At 60.0% G+C, this 11,470-nt stretch carries 12 protein-coding genes; 6 read left to right on the forward strand and 6 right to left on the reverse strand.

Translation table 11 applies throughout. From position 1 onward, the window contains the following. Positions 1-69 precede the first annotated feature (69 nt). Complete coding sequence (locus ACP7BN_RS26225) at positions 70-684, forward strand: RNA polymerase sigma factor (protein ID WP_420647863.1); 615 nt, start codon at positions 70-72, stop codon at positions 682-684. After that, complete coding sequence (locus ACP7BN_RS26230) at positions 678-917, forward strand: zf-HC2 domain-containing protein (RefSeq protein ID WP_426206689.1); 240 nt, start codon at positions 678-680, stop codon at positions 915-917. The genes ACP7BN_RS26225 and ACP7BN_RS26230 overlap by 7 nt, the downstream gene beginning before the upstream one ends. 191 nt (positions 918-1,108) lie before the next feature. Here ACP7BN_RS26230 and ACP7BN_RS26235 read toward each other — a convergent pair whose 3' ends face one another. Then, positions 1,109-2,431, reverse strand: coding sequence for a putative porin (locus ACP7BN_RS26235; RefSeq protein ID WP_426206690.1), 1,323 nt, complete (start codon positions 2,429-2,431; stop codon positions 1,109-1,111). A gap of 280 nt (positions 2,432-2,711) precedes the next feature. On the opposite strand from ACP7BN_RS26235, the gene ACP7BN_RS26240 reads away from it, so the two are divergent. Next, complete coding sequence (locus ACP7BN_RS26240; RefSeq protein ID WP_426206691.1) at positions 2,712-3,836, forward strand: GNAT family N-acetyltransferase; 1,125 nt, start codon at positions 2,712-2,714, stop codon at positions 3,834-3,836. A 15-nt stretch (positions 3,837-3,851) separates the two neighbouring features. On the opposite strand, the gene aqpZ is transcribed toward ACP7BN_RS26240, so the two are convergent. The 5 genes from aqpZ to ACP7BN_RS26265 form a co-directional block, all read right to left on the reverse strand. Further along, complete coding sequence (gene aqpZ, locus ACP7BN_RS26245) at positions 3,852-4,547, reverse strand: aquaporin Z (protein ID WP_420647867.1); 696 nt, start codon at positions 4,545-4,547, stop codon at positions 3,852-3,854. A gap of 350 nt (positions 4,548-4,897) precedes the next feature. Next, positions 4,898-6,730 carry an ABC transporter ATP-binding protein gene (locus tag ACP7BN_RS26250; RefSeq protein ID WP_426206692.1) on the reverse strand — a complete coding sequence of 611 codons (1,833 nt, stop codon included), beginning with the start codon at positions 6,728-6,730 and terminating at the stop codon, positions 4,898-4,900. Positions 6,731-6,817: 87 nt separating this feature from the next. Continuing rightward, positions 6,818-7,381, reverse strand: a complete 564-nt coding sequence (locus ACP7BN_RS26255; protein ID WP_426206693.1) for a peptidylprolyl isomerase — start codon at positions 7,379-7,381, stop codon at positions 6,818-6,820. Beyond that, a complete protein-coding gene (locus ACP7BN_RS26260) occupies positions 7,375-8,190 on the reverse strand; it encodes an alpha/beta fold hydrolase (RefSeq protein ID WP_426206694.1) in 816 nt (271 codons plus the stop codon). The genes ACP7BN_RS26255 and ACP7BN_RS26260 overlap by 7 nt, the downstream gene beginning before the upstream one ends. Positions 8,191-8,204: 14 nt before the next feature. Continuing rightward, entirely contained in the window at positions 8,205-9,128 is a 924-nt protein-coding gene (locus tag ACP7BN_RS26265; RefSeq protein WP_426206695.1) for a LysR family transcriptional regulator, read from the reverse strand. Between the two features lie 49 nt (positions 9,129-9,177). Here ACP7BN_RS26265 and ACP7BN_RS26270 point away from each other — a divergent pair, with 49 nt between their 5' ends. The 3 genes from ACP7BN_RS26270 (at position 9,178) to ACP7BN_RS26280 (ending at position 11,364) form a co-directional block, all read left to right on the forward strand. Then, complete coding sequence (locus tag ACP7BN_RS26270) at positions 9,178-9,492, forward strand: 3-phosphoglycerate kinase (RefSeq protein ID WP_426206696.1); 315 nt, start codon at positions 9,178-9,180, stop codon at positions 9,490-9,492. A 151-nt stretch (positions 9,493-9,643) separates the two neighbouring features. Beyond that, on the forward strand, positions 9,644-10,243 hold the full coding sequence (locus ACP7BN_RS26275) for an FMN-dependent NADH-azoreductase (RefSeq protein WP_426206697.1): 600 nt from the start codon (positions 9,644-9,646) through the stop codon (positions 10,241-10,243). Between the two features lie 263 nt (positions 10,244-10,506). Continuing rightward, positions 10,507-11,364, forward strand: a complete 858-nt coding sequence (locus tag ACP7BN_RS26280) for a carboxylate/amino acid/amine transporter (protein ID WP_426206698.1) — start codon at positions 10,507-10,509, stop codon at positions 11,362-11,364. Positions 11,365-11,470 lie beyond the last annotated feature (106 nt).

The raw sequence follows: 11,470 nt of genomic DNA on the forward strand, positions 1-11,470 counted from the left end.
TGACGCGTTTCCTTTGTGGCGAGCTCGCTCGCCATATCGTATTTGCGCCTGAATTGATTCGAGGTCTGAATGCCCGTAGCGGATGACGGAAAATTGCTCGAACGCCTGCTGGCCGGCGAACAACAAGCCTTCAAGGAACTGGTCCGCACCTATCAAAGCCCCATGCGCGCGGTGGCCTACGCAATTGTCGGCCAGCGGCACGTCGAAGAAGTGGTGCAGGACGCGTGGCTGTCGGTGGTTCGACACATCGGCAGCTTCGAAGGTCGTTCGAGTCTCAAAACCTGGCTGCTGACCATCACCGCCAACTCGGCCAAGAGCCGTTACAAGCTCAATCGTCGCGAAGTGTTGCTCGACGATTTGCCCTCGCCCCATGGCACCATCGATGACGACCGCTTTTCACCCGGCGACGGCCACTGGCTGGTAGCGCCATTCGCCTGGCACCAGGACACTCCGGAAGCCTTGCTCACCGAAGGCGAGTTGCGCGAATGCCTCGAGCACACGCTGCTCAGTCTTTCGGAGTTGCAAAGCAGTGTATTGCTGCTGCGTGAACGGCAGGGGCTGGAGCTGGAGGAGATCTGTAATCTTCTGGAGATATCGCTCTCCAATGTCCGCGTGCTGCTGCATCGCGCACGTCTGAAGGTCTTCGCGACCGTGGAACATTTTGAGGAGACGGGAGAATGTTGACCTGCAAGGAGCAAGTGGCCCGCGCCAGCGATTATCTCGACGACCAACTGAGCTTTCGCGAAAAGCTGATGGTGCGTCATCACCTGATGTTCTGCCCCAACTGCCGACGCTTCATGCGCCAGATGCGCGTGATGCAGGCGACGTTGAAGGCAATGCCGGAAAAACCGCTGGAAGAGGATGTGGATGCACTGGCCGAACGCCTGGCAGCGCTACGCCGAGAAGACAACTCCTGAGCCCGGCTGTTGCGGCGAGGGAGCTTGCTCCCGCTGGCTCGCGAAGCGGGCCCGATGTTGCTGAAAACAGGGGACTGCTGCGCAGTCCAGCGGGAGCAAGCGCCCTCGCCACAGGTGCAATAGCCCGGCGCGGGTGAAACGAACGGATGATGGGGATCGTCCCGCCCACGCCAGGCTAAAAGTGCGGTTTCTTAGAACTTGGCTTCCGCATCCAGCTGCAGGGTGTTGGCATCTGCATCACGTTGGGTACGGCTGGCAAAGTCGGCCTTGGTCAGGAAGTACGTGGCGCCGACGGCGAAGTTCTTGTCGATATCGTAACCGACCTTGAGCTTGTGACCGCGTGAACCGGTGGTGCCGTTGGCGAAGTCCGAATCGGTGAAGGCGCCGACCACAGCATTGCGCTGCACGTCACGATAGTTGTAGTCCAGGTTGAAACCGAAGACTTTCGATTTGGCACCCAGCAACCATGCAGTGTCCTGATCGGTCACAGCGTCGTTGTTCTTCACGTACTGGCCGTAGAACGACAGCGGCATTGGCAGACCGCCGATGTCGAGCTGGCTGAAGCCTTCGTACAGACGGAATTCGTTGTTCGCCGAGTTGCCGTTGACGGCCAGTGCGCATGGCGTCGACGTGCCGGTGCAACGGCTGTCTTCGTCGTTCTGGTAGGCGTAGACGCTGCCGCCCACGGTCAGTTTCAGGTTGTCGGTGATTGCCAGGCGGCTGCCCAACTGGCCAGCGGTCAAGCGCAGGTCGTGGCGGAACTGCACGCCGTCGCCGTCAACGTTGTCCTTGAGGTTGTAGTTGCCCAGGCTACCGAACAGTTCGGCGCTGTTGCCCAACGGATACTTGTAGGTGACCGCCAGACCTTCCGGGTTGATGTCGCCATCCCAGATCACGTCACCCATGCTGACCCACGGTTGCAGCATCTTGCCGCCGATCACGTGCAGGTTCTTGATCGCGTCAGGGTGGTAGTCGATGTAGCCCAGATCGAGCCAGATCTGCTTCTTGTCGAAGTAGTTGTCCTGATCCTGGTTGGTCGAGCGGGCATCATCGCCACCGCCGGTGGCGATGCGGATGCCGGTATCGACTTGCGGGTTGATTTCAGTGTAGGCACCGAGACGGGCACGGATGCGCTGACGATCTTTGTCGCGGCCGCCATTGTTCGGCTCGCCATCGATCTTGATGGTTTCCTGACGGATACGCACGTCACCCTTGAACTGGGTCTTGGCAGCCCACGCCAGTTTCTGGTCGAAGGAACTGAGCTCGTTGGTTTTCTTCGCGGTCGCCGCGATCTGCTCGTTAGTCTCTTGCTGCGCCTGCTGCGCGATTTGCTGGGTCTTCTGATCCTTGGCCAGTTCGGTTTGCAGTTCAACGTACTGCGCCTGGGAAATCGAACCGTTAGCCTTGAGCATGTCGAGCAGTTTGGCGTCGACTGCGGCACTGGCCGGAACGCTCATGGCCAGCAACAGGCCACCGCACAGGGCCGCCGCAGTTTTCGTGGAAGCAAGACGCATAGCAATCTCCGAAGATAAGAGGGATGGCTGAACCATCCTGGGCACAACCGACGGTTTAACGGTCGGAAAACAGTGGCCGGCTAGAACCCGGCGCTCTAAAAACAGGCGCCAGTATCGCGATGGTTTATGACAGAGCAGTGGCACGATGATGGCAGGATGATGACGATGCGAATTTGACGAGAACTATCGGGCTAGAGCGCTGTCCTGCGATTGCTCGTGTGCTTTAAGTGGGCAATCAGCGATACTCGGCGAGCTGTCATGCCAGGAACCGGAGTGGAAAATGCCGCTGCAACGTCTGCACAAACTGTCGGAAATCGCATCGGCTGCATGGGATGCGCTGGTACCGGAAAACCAGCCGTTTCTGCGCCACGCATTCCTCTCATCACTCGAGGACAGCGGCAGTGTCGGTCCACATTCAGGCTGGCAACCGGAGCATTTGCTGCACGTCGAAGACGGGCGATTGCTCGCAGCGTTGCCGAGTTATCGCAAGTGGCATTCCTACGGCGAATACGTGTTCGATCACGCCTGGGCCGACGCCTGCGCGCGTGCCGGCATCGATTACTACCCGAAGTTGTTGACCGCCGTACCGTTCAGTCCGGTCAGCGGCCCACGCTTGTTGGCGGCCAACGTTGAGGATGGTTTCGAGCTGCTCAAAAGCCTGCCGGGTTATCTGGAAATCGAAGAACTTTCCAGTGCGCACATCAACTTCACCGACGCGTTCACCGACGCCGCGATGGCCGAGCAACCGGGCTGGCTGCAACGCATCGGCTGTCAGTACCACTGGCAGAATCGCGGCTACCGCAACTTTCAGGATTTCCTCGACGTGCTCAGTTCGCGCAAGCGCAAACAGATGCGCAAAGAGCGTGAGCAAGTGGCGGGGCAGGGCTTCGAGTTCGAATGGCTGGAGGGCCGTGAGCTGGACGAGGCGCAGTGGGATTTTGTCTACGCTTGCTACGCCAATACTTACGCGGTGCGTCGGCAAACGCCGTATCTGACGCGCGAATTTTTCAGCCTGTTGGCCGAGCGCATGCCGCAATCGATCCGCGTCGTGCTGGCCAAACACGGTTCACGGCCGGTGGCCATGGCCTTCAGTCTGGTCGGTGGCGACAGTTTTTATGGGCGCTACTGGGGCTGTCTCGCCGAGTACGATCGACTGCATTTCGAAACCTGTTTCTATCAGGGCATGGACTACGCAATTGCCCAGGGTTTTCAGCGTTTCGACGCCGGTGCGCAGGGCGAACACAAGCTGATTCGCGGCTTTGAACCGGTGATCACCCATTCCTGGCATTACTTGCGCCATCCGGGTCTGAAAGCGGCCGTCAAGGATTTCCTGCAGCAGGAACGTGCCGGTGTCCTCGCCTACGCGGAAGAAGCGAGGAGCGCGTTGCCTTATCGGCAAGCGTGATCCTCGCCAATATCTTCAACGGTCCTCGTTGCCCAGCCAGCGATAAGTCACCCCGCCAATCACCGCACCCAGCAGCGGCGCAACCCAGAACATCCACAACTGCGCGATTGCCCAGCCGCCGACGATCAGCGCCGGGCCAGTGCTGCGCGCCGGGTTGACTGAGGTGTTGGTGACCGGGATCGAGATCAGGTGAATCAGGGTCAGGGCCAAGCCGATGGCAATCGGTGCCAGTCCCGCTGGAGCGCGTTTATCGGTGGCGCCGAGGATGATCACCACGAACATCGCCGTCATCACCAACTCCGTGACGAAGCCTGCCGCCATCGAGTATTTGCCCGGCGAATGCTCGCCATAACCGTTGGAGGCCAGCCCTGCGCCGAGATCAAAACCTTCTTTGCCGCTGGCGATGTAGTAGAGCAACGCCGCTGCGAGAATCCCGCCGATCACCTGAGCGATGATATACGCGGGCAGCTCTTTGGCCGGGAATCGACCACCGACAAACAGCCCCACCGATACCGCCGGATTGAGATGACAACCGCTGATGTGACCGATGGCGAACGCCATGGTCAGCACCGTCAGACCAAACGCCAGCGCCACTCCCAGCACGCCGATGCCCAACGGTGAAGACGCGGCAATCACCGCGCTGCCGCAACCACCCAACACCAGCCAGAACGTACCCAACAACTCAGTGACTGAACGCTTGAACAGTGACATGAGAGAGTCCTTGATAGCCGTGCTATCGAGACTGTATTGCGTTGTGCATCCTGCAGACTTACTACAGGTTCCCTTCCGGAGCCTTGGCTGAGTACAGCAGGCTTTGTGCGGATTTCCAGCAGGCATTAAAAAACCGCCAGAGCCGGTGGTTGGCGGGCTGCGGCGGTTTCTGAGCCGGTTGAACATTCTGTGGCGAGGGAGCTTGCTCCCGCTGGACAGCGAAGCTGTCCCAAAACCATTCAAGCCCGTTTTGTCAGACTTTCCCGGTTGGCGGGTTTTGCGACTGCTGCGCAGCCGAGCGGGAGCAAGCTCCCTCGCCACAACAGCCCACAAGTCTGGGCTGTGTGGGGTCAGTCGATGCCGACAAACCCCCCGGTCTGGTGTTGCCACAACCGCGCATACAAGCCGCCATGCGCGAGCAGCTCGGCGTGGGTGCCGCTTTCGGCGATCTGCCCGTTTTCCAGCACCACCAGCCGATCCATGCGGGCGATGGTCGAGAGGCGGTGGGCGATGGCGATCACGGTTTTGCCCTGCATCAGGGTTTCCAGGCTTTCCTGGATCGCCGCTTCGACTTCCGAATCCAGCGCCGAGGTCGCTTCGTCCATGATCAGGATCGGCGCGTCCTTGAGCAGCACCCGCGCAATCGCAATGCGCTGACGCTGGCCGCCGGACAGCTTGACGCCACGTTCGCCGACATGCGCGTCGAAACCACTACGACCCTCGGCGTCCGACAGCAACGGGATGAACTCGTCGGCGCGCGCCTTGTGCACCGCGTCCCACAGTTCGGCGTCGGTTGCATCAGGCTTGCCATACAACAAATTGTCGCGGATCGAACGATGCAGCAGCGAGGTGTCCTGGGTGATCATGCCGATGCGCTCGCGCAGGCTTTCCTGACCGACTTCGGCGATGTTCTGCCCGTCGATCAGAATGCGCCCGTCCTCAACGTCATACAGGCGCAGCAACAGGTTGACCAAGGTCGATTTGCCGGCGCCGGACGGGCCGATCAAGCCGATTTTCTCGCCTGCTTTGATGTTCAGATTGAGGTCGCCGATGATGCCTTTCTTCTTGCCGTAGTGAAAATCCACGTGTTCGAAACGCACTTCGCCACGCTCTACGGCCAGCGGTTTGGCCTGCTCGCGATCGGTGACGCTGACCGGTTGCGCGATGGTCTGCAAACCGTCCTGCACCATGCCGATGTTTTCGAAAATCCCGGTGACCACCCACATGATCCAGCCGGACATATTGACGATGCGAATCACCAGCCCGGTCGCCAAAGCGATGGCGCCCACGGTGATCAGCGACTGCGTCCACAACCACAGCGCCAGCGCGGTGGTGCCGACGATCAGCAAGCCGTTCATGGCGGTAATCGCCACGTCCATGCTGGTCACCACGCGGCCGGCCAGCTGGGCTTTTTCGGTCTGTTCCTGAATCGCTTCGCGGGCGTAGTGCTGTTCGAAATTGGTGTGGGCGAACAGCTTCAGGGTGGCGATGTTGGTGTAGCCATCGACAATCCGCCCCATCAGTTTCGAACGCGCATCCGAGGCCTCGACCGAGCGATCCTTGACCCTCGGCACGAAGTAATACAACGCGCCGATGTAGGCGACGATCCACGTCAGCAGCGGGACCATCAGGCGCCAGTCGGCCTCGGCAAACAGCACCAGCGCACTGATCGCGTAGATCAGCACGTGCCACAACGCGTCCACCGCTTGCACGGCCGAGTCACGCAGCGAGTTGCCGGTCTGCATGATGCGTTGGGCGATGCGCCCGGCGAAGTCATTCTGGAAGAAATTCAGGCTCTGCTTTAGCACGTAGCTGTGGTTCTGCCAGCGAATCATGCTGGTCATGCCAGGGCTTAAGGTCTGGTGCACCAGCAGGTCGTGCAGGCCGAAGAAGATTGGGCGCAGCACCAAGGCCACCACCACCATCCAGGTCAGTTCGAGGGCATGGTCGCTGAAGAAATTCGGGTTGGGCGTGCCTTGGGCCAGGTCGATGATGCGGCTCAGGTAGCTGAACAGCGCCACTTCGATCAGCGCGGCAAACAGGCCGACCACCAGCAGGGCGGCGAAACTCGGCCACACCTGCTTGAGGTAGTAAATGTAGAAGGGGAGAACTCGGTCGGGCGGAGCCGCCGTCGGGGCGTCACGGAATATGTCGATCAGTTGTTCAAAACGGCGATAAAGCATCAGATAACCGCCCGGGTACGGGCTCTCCTTTTATCAGTGTGAGCGGCGTGGCCTCAGGCCGACGCCGCTCGAAATGCCCCGCGAGACTCAGTCGATGCGCTTGGCCGACTTGATGATCACAGGGTCGACAGGCACGTTCTGCATGCCTTGTTTGGTGGTGGTCTGCGAGTTGACGATGATGTCGACCACGTCCATGCCCTTGACCACTTTGGCGAATACCGCGTAACCGGCGTCACGGCCCGGGTCGAGGAAAGCGTTGTCAGCCACGTTGATGAAGAACTGGCTGGTGGCCGAATCTGGATTGGAAGTACGCGCCATCGACAGCGTGCCACGCACGTTGTGCAGGCCGTTGCTGGCTTCGTTCTTGATCGGGGCCTTGGTGTCTTTCTGCGCCATCTGCTGGGTGAAACCGCCGCCCTGGACCATGAAGCCCGGGATCACGCGGTGGAAAATCGTGTTGGTGTAGAAACCGCTGTCGACGTACTCAAGGAAATTCTTGGTGCTGATCGGTGCCTTGACCGGGTCCAGTTCGATTTCGATCTGGCCGTTGGTGGTGTCGAGCAGCACGTGCGGTGCCTTGGTCGGCGTGGCGGCCATCAGGTTGGCGGCGAACAGTACGGTGCCGGCGGCGAGGGCGAGTTTTTTCAGCATGGGTCAGTGATCCTGAGGTTTTTAGTATCGGCTGTGGCGAGAAACTCCAGCAGCGTTTGATTGAAGCGTTCGGGTTGATCGAGCGGGGTGGCGTGGCGCGAATCGGCGATCACCACCAGCCGCGCATCGGGCAGCAGTTTTACATAGGTTTCTTTCAGTGCAACCGGTGTGTAATCACGGTCGGCGCTGACGATCAGGGTTGGACAGGTCACGCGCGAAAGACGTTCCTGAACCCCCCAGCCGACAATCGCATCGAAGCTGGCGAGATAAGCACGTTTGTCGTTTTTTGCCCAGCGTTCGGCCATTTTCTGCCGCAGATCGGCCTGTTCCGGCTTGGGGAACAACTTGCTGCCAAGGGCTTTGCCGATGGTCGCGAGGCTGAGCGCGCGCATCAGGCTCCAGCGCTTGAACCACTGCCAATAATCGTCGCGAGTGCGCAGTTTGACCTCGGGCGCAGAGTTGACGATGGTCAGGCTCTTGAGCAGTTGCGGCTGATCGACCGCCAGTTGAAAACCGATCATGCCGCCCATCGACAGGCCTACGTAGTGCACCGGGCCGAGGTTCAAGTGCTCGATCAGTGCCACCAGATCGGCGCTGAACCCGGCGATGCTGTAGCGCTCGCGCGGTTTGTCCGAGCGGCCATGACCGCGCACGTCCGGCACGATCACTCGATAGTGCGCGGAAAGCGCCGGGATCTGCATTTCCCAGTCCAGCGTGCTCGAACCGAGTCCGTGAACCAGCAGCAATGGCGCGCCGTGGCCATATTCCTCGTAGTGCAGGTTGCAACCTTCGTGCTCGAAATAGGCCATCGGTGGACTCCGTGTCAGGCTTGTTCAGGGGCGGCGAATGGGGCATCCAGCGGCAGCGTGTCGAACGTGCGCAGCAGGTCGACGAGAATCTGCGACGCCGGACCCAGTGGTTTGTCCTTGTTCGAATACAGATAAAAACTCGGGTTGCGGCTGCCGCCCTGATCCAACGGTAGCAGCTTGAGCACACCTTCCTTCAATTCACGTTCAATCATGTGTCGTGGCAGCCAGGCAAAACCCAGACCGCTGGAAACGAAATTGGCGGCGGTAGCGAGGCTGCCGACGGTCCAGCGCTGTTCGGCGCCGAGCCAGCCGACGTCCCGTGGTTGCTGGCGACCCGAGTCGCGGATCACCACTTGCATCTGGGTTTCCAGATCCTGGAAATTCAGTTCGCGATTGAGCCGATGCAGAGGGTGCTCGGGGTGGGCGACGGCGACAAATTCGACATCGCTCAATTCCGCACCCAGATAGCCGGGAATGCTCAGGCCGGTAATCGCCAGATCGGCCACGCCCTCCAGTAGCACCTCTTCCACACCTGACAGGACCTCTTCGCGCAAGCGCACGCGGCAGCCACGGCTTTGCGGCATGAACGCGGTCAGGGCGCGGACGAGGCGGGCGCTCGGGTACGCCGCATCGACCACCAGTCGCACTTCCGCCTCCCAGCCTTGCTCCATGTGGTGGGCGAGGTCTTCCAGCTGGCTGGCCTGTTTCACCAGTTGCCGCGAACGGCGCAGCAGCACGCCGCCGGCATCGGTGAGCACCGCTTTACGGCCGTCGATGCGCAGCAACGGCACGCCGAGCTGATCCTGCATGCGGGCGACGGTGTAGCTCACCGACGATTGCGAACGGTGCAGAGCCTCGGCCGCCTGGGCGAATCCACCGTGGTCGACCACGGCCTGCAACGTGCGCCATTGATCAAGGGTCACGCGGGGCGCTTTCATCAATAGCTCCTCTTGTCCTAAGCTGGCGGTCCCTCATGGAGACTGCCGAATGAAAAAATTCTGTTGTGTGTTGCTGGCGCTGCTGCCGCTGACGGCGTTCGCGTACCCGATCGATGTGGAAAAAGACCTCAACGGCCTGAAGATCGACTACGAGTCCTTCGACACCGATAACGACATCGGCTCCATCCGGGTCAGCAACTATGGCGATGTCGATGCAACCTGTAAGGTGGTGTTCAGCAACGGGCCGGAAGCACCGCGCACGCGCAACATCGAAGTCGCGGCGGGCAAGCATAAAAACGCCACAGCCAAGTTCACCCGCACCATCATCAAGCTGCGCATCAAGCTGAGCTGCGCGCCAAAATGAACATCGGCTGAGCACATCACCTTGGGTGTGCTCAGCTTATAAACGAATTAATCGATGCTTTATAGCAGTTATTTGCGCTTTTTCATCGATACGACATTGCTTAACCTTCACTCCATCGACTTACAACAATCTCGGATGGAGGCTACACAACATGTCCCGCGTTCTGATCATCGAAAGCAGCGCCCGCCAGCAAGACTCGGTATCCCGTCAACTGACCCAGACCTTCATCAGTCAGTGGAAAGCGGCGCACCCGGCCGATCAGATCACCGTCCGCGACGTCGCCGTCAACCCGGTCCCGCATCTCGATATCAATCTGCTGGGCGGCTGGATGAAGCCTGCCGAGCAGCGCAGCGACAGCGAACAGGCTTCGCTGGAGCGCTCCAACGAACTGACCGATGAATTGCTCGCCGCTGACGTGCTGGTGATGGCCGCGCCGATGTACAACTTCGCGATCCCGAGCACCCTCAAAGCCTGGCTCGACCATGTGCTGCGTGCCGGTGTGACCTTCAAATACACCGACACCGGCCCGCAAGGTCTGCTCAGCGGCAAGCGTGCCTACGTGCTCACCGCTCGCGGCGGGATCTACGCCGGCGGCCCGGCCGATCATCAGGAACCGTACCTGCGTCAGGTCATGGCCTTCATCGGCATCCACGACGTGACCTTCATTCACGCCGAAGGCATGAACCTCGGTGGCGACTTCCAGGAGAAGGGCCTGAATCAGGCCAACGCCAAACTGTCCCAGGTCGCCTGATCCGTTAATCGCCAGATAATCACTCGATGGTCTAGTGACCTGGCGCAACCCCTTCAAGGTTTCACGCGCATCGAACCTCCCTTTGCACTTGTTGCTCCTGAGTGCTGCAGCCCGATTGAACGCCTATGCGAGATCGGGCTTTTTTTTGCCTGCGATTTTTGCAGCGCAGCACATCCCTGTGGGAGCGGGCTCATCGTTGCCTGAAGGTTCGCGGATGGAAGAAAAAACCGCTATCGTCGCCGCCATTGAAAATCGAGGCGAGCATGGGCTATCTACTTTTTGTCACGTTGATCCAGGCGTTTTCCTTCAGTCTGATCGGGGAATACCTGGCTGGGCATGTCGACAGCTACTTCGCCGTGCTGGTGCGCGTGGTACTGGCCGGACTGGTGTTCATCCCATTGACCCGCTGGCGCTCGGTCGAACCGGCATTCATGCGCGGCATGCTGCTGATCGGCGCGTTGCAGTTTGGCGTGACCTACGTCTGCCTCTATCTGAGCTTCCGCGTTTTGACGGTACCGGAAGTGCTGCTGTTCACCATCCTCACGCCGCTGCATGTGACCCTGATCGAAGATGCGCTGAACCGACGTTTCAATCCATGGGCGCTGGTCGCGGCATTGGTGGCCGTATGCGGTGCTGCAGTGATCCGCTATGACCGGATCAACCCGGACTTCTTCATGGGTTTCCTGTTGCTGCAACTGGCCAACTTCACCTACGCCGCCGGGCAGGTTTTGTACAAGCATCTGGTGGCGAAACACCCGAGCGATCTGCCGCATTACCGGCGCTTCGGTTTCTTCTACCTCGGCGCACTGGCGGTGGCGCTCCCGGCGTTTCTGCTGTTCGGCAAAGCCAATTTCCTGCCCGAGGCGCCGCTGCAATGGGGCGTGCTGGTGTTCCTCGGACTGGTCTCGACCGCACTCGGTCTGTACTGGTGGAACAAAGGCGCATGCCTGGTCAACGGCGGCACCCTGGCGGTGATGAACAACCTGCATGTGCCAGTCGGCTTGCTGCTGAATCTGCTGATCTGGAATCAGCATGAAGAGCTGGGGCGGTTGTTCCTTGGGGGGAGTGTCATCCTCGCCGCCGTCTGGATCAGCCGCCTGGGCATCAGACGCACCGCATGACCCCTGTAGGAGCTGCCGCAGGCTGCGATCTTTTGATTTTTTAAGATCAAAAGATCGCAGCCTGGGGGCGCGCCGACCGGGGTTTTGGGGGTTTGATAAGGTGTGT

This window comes from Pseudomonas sp. TWP3-1, assembly GCF_049896625.1.
Classification (GTDB): Bacteria; Pseudomonadota; Gammaproteobacteria; order Pseudomonadales; family Pseudomonadaceae; genus Aquipseudomonas.

Bases quoted from the DNA above. Each gene is read 5' to 3' on its own strand.
- ACP7BN_RS26225 (WP_420647863.1), top strand. From the start codon at position 70: ATGCCCGTAGCGGATGACGGAAAATTGCTCGAACGCCTGCTGGCCGGC.
- ACP7BN_RS26230 (WP_426206689.1), top strand. From the start codon at position 678: ATGTTGACCTGCAAGGAGCAAGTGGCCCGCGCCAGCGATTATCTCGAC.
- ACP7BN_RS26235 (WP_426206690.1), bottom strand. From the start codon at position 2,431: ATGCGTCTTGCTTCCACGAAAACTGCGGCGGCCCTGTGCGGTGGCCTG.
- ACP7BN_RS26240 (WP_426206691.1), top strand. From the start codon at position 2,712: ATGCCGCTGCAACGTCTGCACAAACTGTCGGAAATCGCATCGGCTGCA.
- aqpZ (WP_420647867.1), bottom strand. From the start codon at position 4,547: ATGTCACTGTTCAAGCGTTCAGTCACTGAGTTGTTGGGTACGTTCTGG.
- ACP7BN_RS26250 (WP_426206692.1), bottom strand. From the start codon at position 6,730: ATGCTTTATCGCCGTTTTGAACAACTGATCGACATATTCCGTGACGCC.
- ACP7BN_RS26255 (WP_426206693.1), bottom strand. From the start codon at position 7,381: ATGCTGAAAAAACTCGCCCTCGCCGCCGGCACCGTACTGTTCGCCGCC.
- ACP7BN_RS26260 (WP_426206694.1), bottom strand. From the start codon at position 8,190: ATGGCCTATTTCGAGCACGAAGGTTGCAACCTGCACTACGAGGAATAT.
- ACP7BN_RS26265 (WP_426206695.1), bottom strand. From the start codon at position 9,128: ATGAAAGCGCCCCGCGTGACCCTTGATCAATGGCGCACGTTGCAGGCC.
- ACP7BN_RS26270 (WP_426206696.1), top strand. From the start codon at position 9,178: ATGAAAAAATTCTGTTGTGTGTTGCTGGCGCTGCTGCCGCTGACGGCG.
- ACP7BN_RS26275 (WP_426206697.1), top strand. From the start codon at position 9,644: ATGTCCCGCGTTCTGATCATCGAAAGCAGCGCCCGCCAGCAAGACTCG.
- ACP7BN_RS26280 (WP_426206698.1), top strand. From the start codon at position 10,507: ATGGGCTATCTACTTTTTGTCACGTTGATCCAGGCGTTTTCCTTCAGT.